Genomic DNA, 17,210 nt, shown 5'->3' on the forward strand with positions numbered 1-17,210 from the left:
CCGCGAAGGCATCGCCTCGGTCTATCAAGCTACACCGAGGTGTTTGCATCGCGGGCAAGCCTTACTCCCACAAGCTCGCTCCCACAAGAGTCAGGCCTTACCGCTCAGGTTACAGCGCACCAAACTCGACCCGTATCGTCAGCGCGCCGGTGTTATCTTTCAAGCCAGACCCATGTTGCCCGGTCAGGTCATCGTTGATGCACAGTTGCAGTTCCCCTTGCTGGTCGCTCGGAACCTGCGCCAGATCACCCACCAGGAACGGCGTTCCATCGTTGCCCACACGACCGATCAAGGCGCCTTCGGCGGCACCGGGCAAGGCATAGCTGCTGTAGTCGATGTGCCGCGAACCACCGTTTCCATCGACATTGCCGCCCTGCGGACTCGCGCACCATAACCCCCTGACGTAGCGAACCACGCGCGGTATCAACCCGTTGATCTGCACTCCAGTGCCCTGCCAGGCGATGTTGGATTGGACCTGCATGGTCACCGCCTTCAGGTCGTTGGCCACGGTGTCCCCGGCTTGGAACGACAGCGCCGCAATCGTCAGGCTCGGGTTCGAGGTGCCCGTGCTGGGGAACACGCCATCGCCCACCAGAAACAGGTTCTTGTGGTCCCAACTGCGCTGGTATTTGTCCACCACCGACTTGGCTGGATCATCGCCCATGCGATAGGTCCCCATCAGGTGTCCGGCGCCCTGGAAGCTGTAATCTTCGCCTTTGTAGTTGAAGGTCCCTTTGCCAATGGGTGCTGTCAGTTCCACGGCGCCAAGCAGGTCCTTGATGATGTGGCTCGCCAGTATCTTCGCCTGCCTGAAACCTTCCTTGGTGTAATCGGACAGGTCGTAGTGGATTTCCGGCCGAAGAATGCCGAGCCCGTCCTTGTAGTTATCCGTCGAGGGCACGATGTAGCTATTGGACTGGTCGGGATGGTCTTCCACCTGTTCCACCAGGAAGCCGATCCGAAACTGGCGGATGAACAGTTCGTTGAGTTTTTTGATCAGTGCCGTGCCGTACAGCGCTTCAGTGGGCGGCGGCGGTGTCTCTTTCGCCGGCAATGGATTGGTGCGACTTATGTTCTTCCCGTCGATAAAATCGGCCACGGTGACGTAAGGATCGCCAACCGGCCAGTTCCAGCCTTCATTGCCAATTTCGATGCGCCATGCCGCTCGCTGGCTGCGGAAGGCACCGTCACGCAGGCTCTCGATGCCCGCCGTGGACACCGGGCCACGATATGGGAAAACCGTCTTGCCTTCCGGCATCAGCCCCCACGCCAGGTAAATCGGATGATCGGACAGGCTGCGTCCCACCTGCCCGCTGCTGTTGGCCACACCTTTAGGCCAGTCCGGGGTTTTGGAGTTGAGCAACAATTTAGGGGTTTCGATGGCATGGGCCGCGATCACGTAACGCTGCCCGATGGCCACACCGTTTCCCGTCTTCGGTCCCTCGCCAAGCTGATATTGAATGAATTCGATGCCATTGATGTTCTTGTCCGGGCCCACGGTCACTTTGCTGGCCACGGTCCGGTACATGACCCGGACCTTGCCGGTGGCCCGGGCCTTGTTCATGGTCACCGTGGCGTCGTACTTGGCCTGGATCGGGCAGATCGGCGTGCAGTTGGTATTGCCGGCACACACCCGGCGCCCGGCGTAGGGCTGGGAATTGCGCCCCGCCGGGGTCGGACTGACCACCAGCGGCAAGCCGTCGAACGTCTGCCCGGTCACGGCGCTGACAAAACTGCCGTCAACCAGTGACAGCGGAATGCTGTGCATCGGGAATGAATAGCCCTCGGGAAAGGTCATGCCCAGATAAGCCTGGTCGGCGACATTGGCCGATACACCGATTTCCGCCTCGGCCCGGCAATAGGCACTTTGCAGATCGTCGTAGCCGATCGGCCAGTCCACCCCGACGCCGTATTTGCTCTTCAGGCGAAAATCGTTCGGCACCATGCGCAGGCACGTCCCGACCCAATGCCAGGTCGTCCCGCCGCCCACCCGTTCGTAGGTGCTGTTGAAGGGCAACGGGCCTTTCTGCACCAGGTAACTGATTTCCGGTTTGTCCCACCCCAGGATCAGATCGGCGATGGTTGCCCGCGGGGCATTTTCCTTGGTCGGATCCCGCGGTGTGTCCAGGGTCGATACCGGAGGATAGGGAGACTCCGGGGTTTTCAGGGTCGCCGTGTAGAAGCGCTCCAGATACTGCGTACGATTGGCCGGGATCTCCGGGCCCGATTCGAGCACCAGCACATCCACGCCAGCCATGCCCAACTGATAAGCGATGATGCTGCCGGCCAGCCCCGCACCAACGATGACCACCTCTGCTTGTTCGGTACTCATGACGAAGCTCCTTGCTGCGCGTTGGCGGCTACTCCGGTGTAATCCTCAAGGCTGGGCGGCGTCGTGTTCCAGTAGCCGAAGAACATCTCGCTGTAGCCCATGGGATGAGCCTGGGCGGCTTTCCAGGCCCATCCATTGATATAAGCCTGGTCGGACACCACCGTCTGCTCATCCTTTTTGAAACTCGCCGCGTCATAGGGTTGGTACCAGACGCCCAGCAACCACAGCTTCATGATCGAACGCGCGGCTTTGGCGGTCTGCGTGTCGGCCGGTAGCGCTCCGTCCATCAACACCGCTTGGGCGATCTGATCCGGGGATTGATTGTCCCCCGCCAGGTTGGCGTATTGAGTCAGCAATGTACTGAGCACATCAGGCGTGATTCTTGGCGTGATGAATTCAAGAAACAGCGGAGGCAAACCCACCTGGTCGATCGCCGGTGCCAATCGCTCAGTGGAAATGCCAGTCAGGACCGATGAAAGGCCTACGAAATTTTCCAGATCACTGCTCATGCTTGACTCCTTGTCCAGTCGTGGACTGCGCGCGTTCGAGCAAATAGGTGAAATCCGCGAAGCTGGTGCGCGGCGATTCGGTGACATGGGTAGCCGCATTGCCATGACACGCCATGCAACTGGAAGACGCTTGGGGCACGGTGCCCTGGATGTAGGTTTCCAGCGTGGCGTTGGCCAGGAACAACGGGGCAGGATTGCCCAGCGGGTTGGCGGCTGATATCTGACAGTTGGGCTGTGGTGCCGACGGCCACTGGGTACTGATCAATTGATAGTTCGCCCAGACGCTCTGTGGGTTGACCGTACGCAACAGCGCTTGATAGGTGGCGTTCAGGGTTTTGGTGGCTTCGGTCAGCGGTATCTCACGCACGATCTGCGAGGGGGTTGCCTTGACCGCCGGGTTCCATGGCCGGGGCGGCGGCTGGTTGATATCGCTTTGGCTGGCAGCGTTGTAGAACAGATAAGGTCCCACCCGTTGGGCCGGGGGGGTGGTCTGTTCGGGTACGTTTTTTACATGTTCAAAGGTCGACCAGACCCACTGCGCGGCGCTGTCGGTCTTGTGAACGATGTGCAGTCCCACCAACCCCACCGGTTCGGACTTGCACGACTCCCCGACAATGGGTCCTTTGCTCGGGTCGCTGTTTCCCGGTGTATAGACCAGCGCATCGACGGTGTGAAAATCCTGCGGACGATCATTGGCGCCCAGCACTTTCCACGATGCTTTCACCATCAGCGCGCCGACGTCCTGTGTCTTGGCCGAGCCGCAACTGAAAGCCACGGCGTTGGTCGGGTTTGCGGCAAAAAACTTCTGCTGGCCTTCGATGCTGTACAGACCATTGTCGACAATGGAATTGAACATCGATCGGTTGACCACGATTTCGTTGCGCGTATAGGTACCGTTCTGATCCACCAGCGGGCCGCTCTCGAAAGGCTGGATAAACTCATCCAGCACATCGGGCACCTTGCCCATCTGCTGCAACAGGCGCCCGGACTTGAGCGACTTGCACGCTTCGGGAAGCGTCGCCGGCGCGTCCCAGGCCAACGGCGCCTGACCCTTGGCCCGGAAGATCTGGTAGCTCTCTTTCCAGCTTTCCCACACCGTTGCCCCATCCTGTTTGCCGATGGAGGTGCCGGTATTGGGATTGCCGTTGTCCAGCGCCGGCCAGTTCAGGGCAATGAAGGTCTGCCATGACAGGTCATCGAAATCGCGCTGAAGGCTGGCCAGCGTGGGATGTTCCTCGGCAACCGTGACATCGAAGGGTATCTGCGGTGACAACGAGGGGGTGGCGCTGACGGATGGGCTCAATAAAACGCTTAGCAAGGCACAGCCAAACGGGCCATGCCGACTGACTTCCATTCTCATGCTTTATCTCCTTGGCATCAGGGCGCCAGGAGATAACACCGGTCCGTCATTGGACTCTTACTGCCTCCTGGCAAGTCAGAGTCTAGGTAGGGTTTGGTTCAAGGCCAGGTGCAGAAGTAGAACCGATCGAAGCAAGGCCAAGCGGGGTTATTCGGATTCGGCTCGGGGTGTCAGTGAGGGCGCCATCGCGAGCAAGCTCGCTCCCACAGTGGATTTTCATAGGTACACAAATATTGTGTTCACTGAAGTTCTACTGTGGGAGCGAGCTTGCTCGCGATGCTTTTGATCCTAGAGGTTAGCGACTTTCTGCCAGACCTTCGGCTTGAAGAACAGCGTCTCGCCCTTCGCCAGGCCCACCAGACTGTCGTGGTCCTTCACCACTTCAGCTTCGATCAGCTCGCTCTGGCCTTCCACCTTCAGGGTCACCCGGGTGGTGGCACCCAGCGGGCGAATGTCGCGCACTTCGGCGGCGTGGTGATCCTCCAGTTCCGAACGCGACAGCGAGACTTCGTGAGGGCGGAACAGCACATGCCGGTCTTCACCCAAGTGCAGGCGGTTCGAGTCGCCGAGGAAGTGGTACACAAAATCACTGGCCGGGTTTTCGTAGACATCGCCCGGCGAGCCGATCTGCTCGATCACGCCCTTGTTCATCACCACGATCCGGTCGGCGACTTCCATGGCTTCTTCCTGGTCGTGGGTCACGAACACCGAGGTCAGGTTGATGTCCTCGTGCAACCGCGCCAGCCAGCGCCGCAGTTCCTTGCGAACCTTGGCGTCGAGGGCGCCGAAGGGTTCATCCAGCAGCAGCACTTTAGGCTCCACCGCCAGGGCACGGGCCAGGGCGATACGCTGGCGCTGGCCGCCGGAAAGCTGTTCGGGGTAACGGTCGGCGAGCCAGTCCAGTTGCACCATGTTCAACAACTCGTGGACCTTGGTCGCGATCTGGCTTTCGTTCGGGCGTTGGTTTTTGGGCTTCATGCGCAAGCCGAAGGCAACGTTGTCGAACACCGTCATGTGGCGGAACAGGGCATAGTGCTGGAATACGAAACCGACGTTGCGATCACGCACGTCGTGGCCGGAAACGTCCTCGCCGTGGAACACGATGTTGCCCTGGTCCGGGGTTTCGAGGCCGGCGATGATCCGCAGCAAAGTGGTCTTGCCGCAACCCGACGGCCCCAGCAGGGCCACCAACTCGCCGCTCTGGATGTCCAGGCTGATATCGTCCAGGGCCTTGAAGGCGTGGAAATTCTTGCTGACGTTACGAACTTCGATCGACATGACTTATTCCTCCGCGGCGCTGGCGCGCAGGCGGTTGATTCGGTTTTCGCTCCACTGCTTGAGCAGCAGGATGAAGAGCGCCAGGATCAGCAACAGGCTCGCCACAGCGAACGCGGCCACGTGGTTGTATTCGTTGTAGAGGATCTCGACGTGCAAAGGCAGGGTGTTGGTGACCCCGCGAATGTGCCCGGACACCACCGATACCGCGCCGAATTCGCCCATGGCCCGGGCGGTACACAGCACCACGCCATAGATCAGCCCCCACTTGATGTTCGGCACGGTGACATGCCAGAACATCTGCCAGCCATTGGCACCCAACAGCCGCGCGGCTTCTTCTTCCTGGGTGCCCTGCTCCTGCATCAGCGGGATCAGCTCACGGGCCACGAACGGCACGGTGACGAAGATCGTCGCCAGCACGATGCCCGGCAGCGCAAACACAATCTGGATGTCGTGATCCGACAGCCACGGCCCGAACAGGCCCTGGGCACCGAACATCAGCACATAGACCAGGCCGGCGATCACCGGCGACACCGAGAACGGCAGGTCGATCAGGGTCACCAGCATGCTCTTGCCACGGAATGAATATTTGCTCACGCACCACGCGGCGCTGACCCCGAACACCAGGTTCAGCGGCACCGAGATCAGCACCGCGATCACCGTGAGCTTGAGCGCCGACAGGGCATCGGGTTCGAAGATTGCGGCAAAGAACGCCCCCAGGCCCAGCTTCAGCCCCTGGGAGACTACGATGAACAGCGGCAGCAGCAGGAACAGCGCAAAGATCAACCAGCCAAGACCGATCAGGACTCGCCGCGATGTTGCACTGCCGCGGCGGGCGGCGTTGGTGGAGGCCGCGTAAATAGACGATTGGGACATGTTCGCGCCTCCTTATGGGGTTTCGATGCGCCGCTGCAGCAGGTTGATCAGCAGCAACAGGACGAAGGAAACCACCAGCATCAGCACGCCGATGGAGGTGGCGCCGGTGTAGTCGTATTGGTCGAGCTTGACCATGATCAGCAGCGGCAGGATCTCGGTTTTCATCGGCATGTTGCCGGCGATGAAAATCACTGACCCGTACTCACCCACGCCACGGGCAAAAGCCAGGGCGAAGCCGGTCAACCAGGCCGGCAACAACGCCGGCACAAGGACGTGGCGGAACACCTGCCACGGCTTGGCACCGAGACAGGCGGCGGCCTCTTCGACTTCACGGGGGATATCGGCCAGCACCGGCTGCACCGTGCGCACCACGAACGGCAGCGTCACGAAGGTCAGCGCCAGGGTGATGCCCAGCGGGGTGTAGGCGATTTTGAAACCCAGGTCGGTGGCGAACTGGCCGACCAGGCCGGTCGGCGCATACAACGCCGTTAGCGCGATACCGGCCACGGCGGTGGGCAGGGCGAACGGCAGATCGATCATTGCATCGATGATCTTGCGACCGGGGAAGGTGTAGCGCACCAGCACCCAGGCCAACAGCGTACCGATCACACCGTTGATGATCGCCGCGCACAGAGCAGTGCCGAAGCTGAGCTTCAAGGCCGCCAGCACCCGTGGCGCGGAGATGATCGCCCAGAACTGTTCCCAGGTAAGTTGGGCGGCATGTACGAACATTGCCGCCAGGGGTATGAGCACAATCAGACTGAGGTACACCAGGGTGTAGCCCAGCGTCAGCCCGAAGCCGGGTATGACGGGGGATATGCGACGCGACATAAAGGTCCTTGGTTGAGAACGCGCAAAAACTGTGGCGAGGGGATTTATCCCCGTTGGGCTGCGAAGCAGCCCCAAAGCAGCCGACTCAATTCACCTGAGCATAAAGACATGCCAGATTCAGGGCCGCTTCGCGCCCCAACGGGGATAAATCCCCTCGCCACAGATTCAGTGTCCGGCCTTAGCTTGTAATCAGCTCATTCAGGCCTGCCCAGCTTACTGCGCCTGATAGATCTGGTCGAAAATGCCGCCATCGTTGAAGAATTTCGGCTGGGCGGTTTTCCAGCCACCGAAGTCCTTGTCGATGGTCACCAGGTCCAATTTCGGGAACTGCCGGGAGTACTTGGCGGCCACGTCCTTGTCACGTGGACGATAGAAGTTTTTCGCGGCGATTTCCTGGCCGGCCGGGCTGTACAGGTGCTTGAGGTAGGCTTCGGCGATCTCCAGGTTGCCTTTTTTCTCGGCATTCTTGTCCACCACCGCCACCGGCGGCTCGGCGAGGATCGACAACGACGGCACGACGATGTCGAACTTGTCCGCGCCGCCGTCTTCTTTCAGCGCCAGGAAAGCTTCGTTTTCCCAGGCCAGCAACACGTCGCCCTGACCGTTGTTGACGAAGGTAATGGTCGAGCCACGGGCGCCGGTATCGAGGATCGGCACATGCTTGAACAGTGCTTGTACGTATTGCTTGGCCTTGGCTTCGTCACCACCGTTGGCCTTGAGGCCATAGGCCCAGGCGGCGAGGAAGTTCCAGCGAGCACCGCCGGAGGTCTTCGGGTTCGGGGTGATGACCGACACGTCATCCTTGATCAGATCGCCCCAGTCCTTGATGCCCTTGGGGTTGCCCTTGCGCACCAGGAACACGATGGTTGAGGTGTACGGTGTGCTGGCTTCCGGCAGGCGTGTTTGCCAATCCGCCGGCAGGGACTTGCCCAGCTTGGCGATTTCGTCGATGTCGCCAGCCAGAGCCAGGGTCACCACGTCAGCCCGCAGGCCATCGATCACCGCCCGACCCTGCTTGCCCGAGCCACCGTGAGATTGCTGGATCTTCACGCTATCGTCCGGGTGCGCTTTCTTCCAGAAACTGGCGAATTCGGCGTTGTAATCCTGGTACAGCTCGCGAGTCGGGTCGTAGGACACGTTAAGCAACTCGTAATCCTTGGCGACGGCGGAACCTGCAAAAACAGCGCTGGCCAAGACGGCCAAGGCATAACGGCGAATTGACGGCATGGTGAAAACTCCTGGAATTCCGGTTTTTTATGTTTGTGAAGTGTTGGTCTTCAACCCGGTTTGTGGCTCGGCTGCTGCAACCGGAATTTTTCCTTGCGCTCGATCTGGACGACTTGCGCGTTGTGCACGGTGATTTCCACCGCGCCAAAACGAAGGTCCCGCAAGGCATTGAGGATCTCGCGCAACAGAGTTGCTTCGTCCTGACCGTCAACGCTGCGTAGAGATGCGCTCATGCTATTGCTCCTTGAATGCCTGGAAGTGGGCGGCACCGTTTGTGGCGTAGGAGCAATACTAGATAGGCTTAGATATTCTTAAAAAGACTATTTAAGAATTTTTATATAACCAAAAACACAAACAGCCGATGTGCAAAGGCAATTAATTGATTGCGGGCGCGCGATCCCAATCCAGCTGGTGCGCGGCAACGGGTCGCCCGAACCAGTAGCCCTGCCCCATCCCACAGGCATGTTCCAGCAGAAACGCTGCCTGCTCGCGCTGCTCGATGCCTTCGGCTTGCACTTGCATACCCATGCTGCGGGCCAGGGCGATGATTACCTGGACAATCGCTGCGTCGTCCTCATCCCACGGCAACCCGGCCACAAAGCCCTGATCAATCTTGAGCTTCTGGACAGGCAGGCGTTTGAGTCGCAGCAACGACGAATAACCGGTACCAAAATCATCGATAGCCAGTCGCACCCCCAATTCCCGCAGACGGTGCATTTGCTCCAGGGCCACTTCCGGATCGTCCATCACCGCGCTTTCGGTCACTTCCAACTCCAGACAGGCCGGGTCCAGGCCTGAAACGTGCAGCACCCGCGCGACCTGTTCGTACAACTCGCGACGGGCGAACAGCCGACTGGAAACGTTGACCGCGACAAACGATAACGCCACCCCAGCCTCCTGCCATTGACGCATCTGTCGACAGGCCTGCTCCATGACCCAGGCATCGATTTGGGCGATCAGCCCGGTGCGCTCGGCGATGGGAATGAACTCGGCCGGCGAAACCAGCCCGCGCTCGGGATGCTCCCAGCGTACCAAAGCCTCGACACCGATCAGGCGGCTGGTCGCCAGATCGTGTACCGGCTGGTAATGAACCCGCAGCTCCTGCTGCTGGAGCGCGCGTCGCAGTTCGAAGGCGATCTCGACTCGTTGCTGGGCATGAGCGGTGAGTTCTTCGGTATACAGGGCGTAGCCATCGCGCCCGGCACTCTTAGCCTTGAACAACGCGGAGTCGGCATTGCGCAGCAGTTGCCCCGCGCTGAGGGCATCCCCGGGAAACAGGCTGATGCCCACGCTGGCATTGATGAACAAGAGCTGGTTTTCGAGGCGCAACGGTTCTTTCAGGGCATCGATAATGCGCTGGGCCAGCACCGCCGCCTGCGCCGGCTGCGAGCAATTTTCCACCAGCACCGCAAACTCGTCGCCCCCCAGCCGGGCCAAGGTCACGCCTGGCGCAAACAACCCCCGGAATCGCTCCGCCACGCTCTTGAGCAATTGATCGCCAACGTGATGCCCCAGGCTGTCGTTGATGTTCTTGAAATGGTCCAGGTCCACCAGCAACAAGGCGCAGCCGCGTTTGTGCAACTGCGACGACGCCAGCGCCTGCTCGGCGCGATCGGAAAACAGCAGGCGATTGGGCAGACCGGTCAGCGGATCGTGGTGGGCCAGGTACGCCAGTTCGTGCTCCGAATCCTTGATCGCGCTGATGTCCGAAAACACCGCGACGTAATGGCTGACCTGACCGTTATCGTCGCGAACGACGCGGATCGTCTGCCATTGCGGGTAGATCTCACCGCTTTTACGTCGGTTCCAGATCTCGCCGCTCCACTCGCCACGGCTGCCCAGGGACGCAAACATCTCCTGGTAGAAATCCGCCCCATGACGGCCAGACTTGAACAGGTTGGGCCGCCGGCCCAACACCTCATCCCGGGCATACCCTGTAATCGTCATGAAGGCGCGATTGACGTGCACGATCAGGCCGTTCGGGTCCGTCACCAACACCCCTTCGCGCGTGCAATCGAAGACGGCGGCGGCCTGGCGCAAACGTTCGCCGTCGGCACGGTGTTCACCTTTTCCGAAAAGCCGGGATATCCGCACACCCGCCAGGAAAACCAATCCGGCGCTGACCAGGACCCAGGCATATCCGTTGATCAACTGCCAGCGAAGCTGATCGGCAGATTGATCGAAAAAGCTGCTCAATAAATAACCAACCAGCTGCAGCCAGACGACCGACAGCACGAGATAAAGCAGCGCTCCACGCATGGCGCTGCGGTGATAGACGGTCATTCGGCGATCCATGTCCCCACAAAGAGGTGGGAATTATAGAGTAAGAAACATCCTGCCACTGTTATCTGAAAGGCCGACTGGTTTTATCTGTGCGGCAGGTGATAATGCAACGGCTGTTTCTATCTTTATCGAGGGCCCTATAGCCTATGTGGTACGAAGGTTTTCTTGGCTTGTCGCCCTGGTCACTGGTGGCAGTCACCCTGCTGATGACCCATGTCACGATCATTGGCGTCACGGTCTACCTGCACCGTTATTCGGCTCATCGCTCCCTGGAGCTCAACGCCGGCCTCAAACATTTCTTCCGCTTCTGGCTGTGGTTGACCACGGCGCAGAACACCCGCGAGTGGACCGCTATCCACCGCAAGCACCACGCCAAATGCGAAACCGTCGATGATCCCCACAGCCCGGTGATCAAAGGCCTGTCCACCGTGCTGCGCAAAGGCGCCGAACTCTATCGCGCCGAAGCGGAAAACCCCGAAACCCTGCGCATCTACGGCAAGAACTGCCCTGATGACTGGATCGAGCGCAACCTCTACAGCCGCTTCCCACTCATGGGTGTGGCGATCATGGGCGTCATCGACCTGCTGCTGTTCGGCACCATCGGCATCACCATCTGGGCCATCCAGATGATGTGGATTCCGGTCTGGGCTGCCGGCGTGGTCAATGGCCTGGGTCATGCCGTGGGCTACCGCAACTTCGAATGCCGCGACGCGGCGACCAACCTGGTGCCCTGGGGCATCCTGATCGGTGGCGAAGAACTGCACAACAATCACCATACCTACCCCAATTCGGCCAAGCTGTCGGTACGCAAATGGGAGTTCGACCTGGGCTGGGCCTGGATCCAGGTATTCAGTTTCCTGCGCCTGGCCAAGGTCCAGCGCGTCGCGCCGATCGCCCACCGTGTCGAGGGCAAGGGGCATCTGGACATGGACACCGCCATGGCGATCCTCAACAACCGTTTCCAGATCATGGCCCAGTACCGCAGGCTGGTCATCGCGCCGCTGGTCAAGCAGGAACTGGAAAAGGTCGATCACTCGGTCCGCCACCAATTCCACCGGGCCAAACGCCTGTTATCGCGGGAAACCAGCCTGCTGGATGAGCGTCACCACGCGCGCATCCAGAGCATGTTGGAACACAGTCAGGCGTTGAAGGTGATCTACGAAAAACGCCTGGCCTTGCAGCAGATCTGGGCCAAGACCAGCAGCAACGGCCACGACATGCTCGCGGCCATCAAGGAATGGATCCACGAAGCCGAGGCCAGCGGCATCCAGTCCCTGCGCGACTTCGCTGACCAGCTCAAGACCTACTCGCTGCGGCCTGCAACGGCCTGATAAGCAACCCCGCCAGCCGGCGGAATGCTGTTCACTTAAAAAGATGGCGCTTCTCCTTGAGTGGGGAAGCGCCTTTTTTTGGGGGCCTTGTGATTGAGCAGACGTCGCACATTGGCATAGCTGCCGGGACAGCCATAAATGAATGATCCGTTCACAGGGTCAGACGCGAGGCACTCGTGGTTCGGGTTAACGACCACGATATTCTTTTAATACGCGAGCATGCCTAGCGGGACGGAATGGCCCGCAGGTCGTCGGCGATAAAGCGCTCAGTTGGCCGGTGTAAAAGCCTTCGACATCCGAGTTACCTCTGTTGGTCAGAGCGCCCACCATGCTTCTCATGTTCTGAAATTGCCCGATCGCGTCATGCTCGCAACCAATTCACCACCAGGACGACTCAGCACCCAAGGCGTCACGTAACTGCGCCGCAGTAATGCGGCGCTGTCCCGGATCAAACGTCAGCGCCAAGCGCAACGCCGCCCAGCAACGCCTGGGCAAATTGCGCGGTGCCTTGAGTTCGCGCTCCATGCGGGCATCTCGAGCTTGGGTTGAAGGTAAACGGCGGAACGGGTGTTTGCCGCTCGCCAGTTCATACAGTAAGCAAGCCACCCCATAGGCATCGGCCCCCTCTGACAACGGTGCGCCGTCAAGCAACTCAGGGGCGGCGTAGCTCGGGGTCCAGGCGTTGAGGCGATCTCGACTCAGGTTTGGCAGGCCCTTCAACGGGCCCTCTTGCGCCAGGCCCAAGCCGAAATCGAACAAACGCACCCCCTCCTCGCTGAGCATGACGTTGCTTGGCTTCATGTCCCCGTGCAACACGCCCCGGCTGTGGGCATACGCCAAGGCGTCTAGCAGAGGCGCGGCGATGGCGTGCAGTTCATGCCAGGGCAAACCCAGCGGCCGCTCGCAAAGCAGTTTGTCCAAGGTCAAGCCGCGCATCAGTCCCATGGTGATAAAAGCCCGTCGATGGTCAGCGTCCACTTCGAAGGTGTATGGACGCAACACGTTCGGGTGATGCAATCGTCTGCCCAGGGCGAACTCGCTGTAGAGCAGCGCGCTCGCGTCAGGCGAGCCATCGAATTGCTCACTGAGCATTTTCAACGCAACGTATGGATCGGGATCACCGTATTGTTCGTGTAGCAGGTCCCGTACGCGGTACACGATCCCCATGCCGCCTGCTCCGAGCAGGCGTTCTAGGCGATAGCGACCTGCGAGTACTTGCGATAGTCGCTGATACGACGCTCGCCCGATACCATCGAAGGAGACGCATTGGCGAAGGCGGAATTCGTGACATGGCTACCCGCCCCACCTATTTAGCACCCCTTTTCCACCAAGCTACGCATCCTTGCGCCTTTGCCTACAACTACGCCAGAATCCGCCCGCTTGTGCGCCTTGCCCATGGGTTCTATCGTTTCCCTGCCACTGCCCATCAGTGGTCGGGTTTAGTAGCCCTGGTTGGAAATACATAATGGTGCATGAGTCTCATCAGTCAGGCGTAGCCTGCATTTGATGGTGGCTGTGCGCATGGCGCCTTCGGGCGCGCCGGGCTTTTATGTATTTTCCACCGGTCTACTAACTTGCGCACAGCTGCCACCCCCTTCGTTTAGTAGCGAGATGGTTGCGGCCTACTAGAAGGAAAAATGCATATGTTCAAGATAACTCCGAACCCTCCAGAAACAGACGCAACCTCTACTCATTCCAGTAGCAAAAATAAAAAGCACGACGAAGCCGCCAAACGCGCCTTGGATCACTATCTGCTGCCGAAACCGGAAAAGTCTGAAGATGCATCCAAACCGGGCCAGCTCTTCACAGTGGCAAAACACGCCGACAACGAATGCCTGCTCGCCAACCTCAACGAAAACCTGGCATCCGCCGACGCGATGATCAGCAATCTGGCTTTCGACCTCGAAGGCCCCCGCCGCCACATCGCCCTCGGCGTCCAGCAACTGATCGAACTGAGTTCATTGCTGGCGAATCGGGTGCTGGATAACGTCGATCCGCGATAACAATCCATCCGATATCAAACCCGACGTCTTACGTCGGGTTTGATGTATTTGCATCTGACCACAGCTTTCCTAGCGAGCCTGTTTCATCTCATCACTGGCCTGCGCTTTCGTTTCGCGGCCTCACTTACAGACACGTAGCAAACGGCCCAAGTACTAACGGCTGTCGATCCACACCTGCTATCGGCCATGAGCTACCATTAGCAATCGGCCAGAAGCGGACATTTATTAACGGCCAGATACAGCCGTCGGATATCGGCGAGGTTGAGCTCGCAAAGCACACGGGGTAGTGATTTTCAAGCACCACCGTCATAAACCTGATAGGTACAGGCTTTTCTTTTACGTACCTTGATCTATGGTGATTAGGATTATCAGCTCATTGGGGAGAACGGTATGCAAGCACCATTTGAGATGACTGAGGGGATGGTGCGCCTGCGCAAAATATTAGAAAGCCACCCCGTTGGGAGTGAACATTGGAACGAGGCACAAAACCGATTCCAGTTTGTTGACAGGTTGCTGATTGAGTGTTTGGGATGGGAAAAGCCAAATATCACTGTTGAACTAACAGATGAAATGAATGGGAGGGCGGACTACGCATTAGGCCTGCCAGTTAAGGCGATTCTAGAAGCAAAAAAAGAGGCAATTCTTTTTGATATACCTCCTTCTAATTCAACTATTGTGCTTCGTAAGCTTCAACCTTTAATTGTCGCATCTAAAAACTTCAAAGAGGCCATCGTTCAAGTTATTCCTTATTGCGCAATAAAAGGTGCACAAATCGCGATTATCTGTAATGGCCCACAGATTGCAATTTTTCAAGCAATCACACCGGGATTTCCTCCGCTAGAGGGCGAGTGTTATTTTTTTAATGGGTTTCAATCGTATATTGACCACTTTCCGCTCCTATGGAAATTGTTGTCGCCAGAGGGGATAGAGGAAAACCATGCGAACCGAGACTTGGCTCTTCATCGTAACCCCAGAATTCCCCCCAAAGGTTCTACCGTTATCGCTGAACCTTTCAAATATCGGTACAGGAATGAGTTCCAAGAAAATCTAAGGTCACTATCATCCCTGCTTCTTGAGGAAATCGAAGACAACCCCGAACTAAAATCGGACTTCTACAAAGAATGCTACATTGGGATCGAAGCTAATAATAGGCATCTTCTTTTAAGCAAAAGTATAATTACAGCTCGCTACCGGCGAGCAGGAGAACTCGGTGTTGCGCCCTCGGCTTTAGATGAAATCACGGGGGTAGATCATAATGGAAACTTACAAATTAGCGACCCCTCTCTGCTTGGAAAAATGGGCTCTCGCCCCATAGTGGTAATTGGAGACGTGGGTGTTGGGAAGACGTCTTTTTTTGAGAACTTATTTGAAAGCCTCACTAGCACAGACCAGGCCAACACTTATTTTTTAAATATTAATCTCGGCATAAAAGCAACTTTAAGTCGTGATATCAAAACCTATATATTGGAAGAGATTCCAAGAATACTAAAAAGCAAATATAGCATTGATATAAACACCGCTGTTTTTGCTAACGCGATCTATCACAAGGATCTAGTGGATTTCGACACAACGGTCAATGGAAATCTAAAAAATTCAAATCCCGAGCAGTACAGTCTGGAACGAGCGAGATTTCTAACAACTAAAATTGATCAAAAGGATATGCATTTACAGGCAGCACTGGGTCACCTTAGTCGCGGCCGAAACAAACAAATCATCATGGTGCTGGATAATGCAGATCAGCGTTCATTTGAAGTGCAGCAAGAAACATTTCTTATTGCGCAAGAGTTTGCAGCATCTCGAAACTTATCAGTTTTCGTAGCATTGAGACCAAGTACTTTCTACCTCTCAAAAACTACTGGCGCACTTTCTGCATACCAAAACAAAGTTCTTACTATATCTCCTCCGCCCGCGGATGAGGTTATCCAGAAACGGCTAGTTTTTGCTGTCAGAGTGGCAGAAGGCAAGGTGGCTCCTGCCGCATTGCAAGACATTAGACTAAACTTGAAAAATGTAGTGCTTTTCTTGAACGCGACTTTGCGCTCGATAAGAACAAGCGACGCTATTAAGCAGTTTCTGAGCAATGTGACTGGAGGTAATACCCGCTCGGTCATCGAGTTGATCACTGGTTTTTTTGGAAGCCCTAATGTTGACTCTAAGAAGATAGTTAAAATTGAAGAGGAAAGGGGTGGATACAGAATACCATTGCACGAATTTACGAAGCATAGCTTGCTAGGCGAATATGCCTACTTTAACTCTCAATCATCCTTAGTCGCGTGCAATATATTTGATGTTGTTGGCGCGGCCGATCCGCGAGAGCATTTCCTGTCTTCTCTAATTGTTGCCTATCTCAGTTCCAATACAGGGGTGGTCGACAATGATGGCTTTTTAGCTGGTAGAAACATAATTGCAGAACTCACTGGTCATGGTTACGTAGATGATCAAATTAATAGGTCGTTAAAATTTTTGGCTATGAAACGGCTGATTGAAACGCCATACGCCCATTATCGCGAAATACAGGTTGCAGAGCATGAACGCAGTGATCAGCTGCATTATCGAGCGACATCAGTTGGAATTTATCATGTCCGTCATTGGGCAGGCTCATTTGCATTTTTAGATGCAATGTCAACTGACACACCAATTTTCGATGAGGCCGCAAGAGAAATAGTTTGTAGCCTTGCTTCTTCCTTTGCCATAAATGATAGATATACGAAAACTGTTGCCTTTAGAGACTACCTAAAGGCGCAATGGCTGCTTTCAAGTATAAATGTCAATTATTTTGATTTTATAAACTTACTCAATGGGGAGGAAAACTCTTTTCTTACAGTCTCTAATCACATTGGAAACCGACCTACTCACCAAAGATGAGCCTCAATTAATGGTTTATTTCCTTTACGAGCAGTCTATGTATGGCCGCTTTCGGCCGAGGCTGTGTGAAAATGTTTTATGGCAGATTCAACGGTCAAAACCAGAACGAAAATTGCGATCCTATGCAAATTTTAGGTCAGCTGACTAACCAAGTGCAGGCAAGTTTTACGTAGCAACGCAGACTTCAAAACGGCGCCTGCGTTTACACAGCCTGGGCTGGTAGCTGCCCGTCGGAATGAACCGCACAAGCCCGTATGTGCCCCATAGATCCTCGCGGATAACCTCCACGCGGCTTCAAAATTTTCCAGTACCCTCCCG

12 protein-coding genes and 1 pseudogene are annotated in these 17,210 nt (G+C 56.8%); 3 read left to right on the forward strand and 10 right to left on the reverse strand.

Going from position 1 to position 17,210, the window contains the following annotated elements; translation table 11 throughout:
* Positions 1-109: 109 nt before the first annotated feature.
* From AC3I65_RS25650 to dibA, 9 genes are all read right to left on the reverse strand, one after another.
* Positions 110-2,332 carry a GMC oxidoreductase gene (locus AC3I65_RS25650; RefSeq protein WP_274090591.1) on the reverse strand — a complete coding sequence of 741 codons (2,223 nt, stop codon included), beginning with the start codon at positions 2,330-2,332 and terminating at the stop codon, positions 110-112.
* A complete protein-coding gene (locus AC3I65_RS25655; RefSeq protein WP_173406328.1) occupies positions 2,329-2,841 on the reverse strand; it encodes a sorbitol dehydrogenase in 513 nt (170 codons plus the stop codon). Before AC3I65_RS25655 ends, AC3I65_RS25650 begins: the two co-directional genes overlap by 4 nt.
* The gene (locus AC3I65_RS25660; protein ID WP_047230308.1) at positions 2,831-4,201 is read right to left on the reverse strand and encodes a hypothetical protein; all 1,371 of its coding nucleotides are present in this window, start codon (positions 4,199-4,201) and stop codon (positions 2,831-2,833) included. Before AC3I65_RS25660 ends, AC3I65_RS25655 begins: the two co-directional genes overlap by 11 nt.
* Before the next feature lie 288 nt (positions 4,202-4,489).
* Positions 4,490-5,479 (reverse strand): sulfate/molybdate ABC transporter ATP-binding protein, encoded by a 990-nt coding sequence (locus AC3I65_RS25665; RefSeq protein ID WP_047230309.1) that lies wholly within the window; start codon positions 5,477-5,479, stop codon positions 4,490-4,492.
* Positions 5,480-5,482: 3 nt separating this feature from the next.
* Positions 5,483-6,352, reverse strand: coding sequence for a sulfate ABC transporter permease subunit CysW (gene cysW, locus AC3I65_RS25670; RefSeq protein ID WP_107321447.1), 870 nt, complete (start codon positions 6,350-6,352; stop codon positions 5,483-5,485).
* A 12-nt stretch (positions 6,353-6,364) separates the two neighbouring features.
* Entirely contained in the window at positions 6,365-7,183 is an 819-nt protein-coding gene (cysT, locus tag AC3I65_RS25675; protein WP_047230311.1) for a sulfate ABC transporter permease subunit CysT, read from the reverse strand.
* Between the two features lie 213 nt (positions 7,184-7,396).
* A complete protein-coding gene (locus AC3I65_RS25680) occupies positions 7,397-8,410 on the reverse strand; it encodes a sulfate ABC transporter substrate-binding protein (RefSeq protein WP_107321446.1) in 1,014 nt (337 codons plus the stop codon).
* Positions 8,411-8,460: 50 nt separating this feature from the next.
* Complete coding sequence (gene oscA, locus AC3I65_RS25685) at positions 8,461-8,643, reverse strand: sulfur starvation response protein OscA (protein WP_047230313.1); 183 nt, start codon at positions 8,641-8,643, stop codon at positions 8,461-8,463.
* A gap of 142 nt (positions 8,644-8,785) precedes the next feature.
* Complete coding sequence (gene dibA, locus AC3I65_RS25690; RefSeq protein ID WP_107321445.1) at positions 8,786-10,693, reverse strand: phosphodiesterase DibA; 1,908 nt, start codon at positions 10,691-10,693, stop codon at positions 8,786-8,788.
* 146 nt (positions 10,694-10,839) lie between these two features.
* Here dibA and desA point away from each other — a divergent pair, with 146 nt between their 5' ends.
* Positions 10,840-12,024, forward strand: a complete 1,185-nt coding sequence (desA, locus tag AC3I65_RS25695; RefSeq protein WP_076383221.1) for a delta-9 fatty acid desaturase DesA — start codon at positions 10,840-10,842, stop codon at positions 12,022-12,024.
* A gap of 378 nt (positions 12,025-12,402) precedes the next feature.
* Here desA and AC3I65_RS25700 read toward each other — a convergent pair.
* A pseudogene (locus tag AC3I65_RS25700) lies at positions 12,403-13,248 on the reverse strand (serine/threonine-protein kinase); the annotation flags it as partial.
* A 419-nt stretch (positions 13,249-13,667) separates the two neighbouring features.
* Here AC3I65_RS25700 and AC3I65_RS25705 point away from each other — a divergent pair.
* Both AC3I65_RS25705 and AC3I65_RS25710 read left to right on the forward strand, forming a co-directional pair.
* Positions 13,668-14,027: a DUF6124 family protein gene (locus tag AC3I65_RS25705; RefSeq protein ID WP_488524336.1), complete on the forward strand. Its 360-nt coding sequence runs from the start codon at positions 13,668-13,670 to the stop codon at positions 14,025-14,027.
* A gap of 390 nt (positions 14,028-14,417) precedes the next feature.
* Complete coding sequence (locus tag AC3I65_RS25710) at positions 14,418-16,892, forward strand: hypothetical protein (RefSeq protein ID WP_488524274.1); 2,475 nt, start codon at positions 14,418-14,420, stop codon at positions 16,890-16,892.
* Positions 16,893-17,210: the final 318 nt, after the last annotated feature.

Source organism: Pseudomonas sp. N-1-13, from assembly GCF_057787095.1.

Coding starts and splice junctions, on each gene's coding strand:
- dibA (WP_107321445.1), bottom strand. CDS start 10,693: ATGACCGTCTATCACCGCAGCGCCATGCGTGGAGCGCTGCTTTATCTC.
- cysW (WP_107321447.1), bottom strand. CDS start 6,352: ATGTCCCAATCGTCTATTTACGCGGCCTCCACCAACGCCGCCCGCCGC.
- AC3I65_RS25705 (WP_488524336.1), top strand. CDS start 13,668: ATGTTCAAGATAACTCCGAACCCTCCAGAAACAGACGCAACCTCTACT.
- AC3I65_RS25680 (WP_107321446.1), bottom strand. CDS start 8,410: ATGCCGTCAATTCGCCGTTATGCCTTGGCCGTCTTGGCCAGCGCTGTT.
- AC3I65_RS25655 (WP_173406328.1), bottom strand. CDS start 2,841: ATGAGCAGTGATCTGGAAAATTTCGTAGGCCTTTCATCGGTCCTGACT.
- cysT (WP_047230311.1), bottom strand. CDS start 7,183: ATGTCGCGTCGCATATCCCCCGTCATACCCGGCTTCGGGCTGACGCTG.
- oscA (WP_047230313.1), bottom strand. CDS start 8,643: ATGAGCGCATCTCTACGCAGCGTTGACGGTCAGGACGAAGCAACTCTG.
- desA (WP_076383221.1), top strand. CDS start 10,840: ATGTGGTACGAAGGTTTTCTTGGCTTGTCGCCCTGGTCACTGGTGGCA.
- AC3I65_RS25665 (WP_047230309.1), bottom strand. CDS start 5,479: ATGTCGATCGAAGTTCGTAACGTCAGCAAGAATTTCCACGCCTTCAAG.
- AC3I65_RS25650 (WP_274090591.1), bottom strand. CDS start 2,332: ATGAGTACCGAACAAGCAGAGGTGGTCATCGTTGGTGCGGGGCTGGCC.
- AC3I65_RS25660 (WP_047230308.1), bottom strand. CDS start 4,201: ATGAGAATGGAAGTCAGTCGGCATGGCCCGTTTGGCTGTGCCTTGCTA.
- AC3I65_RS25710 (WP_488524274.1), top strand. CDS start 14,418: ATGCAAGCACCATTTGAGATGACTGAGGGGATGGTGCGCCTGCGCAAA.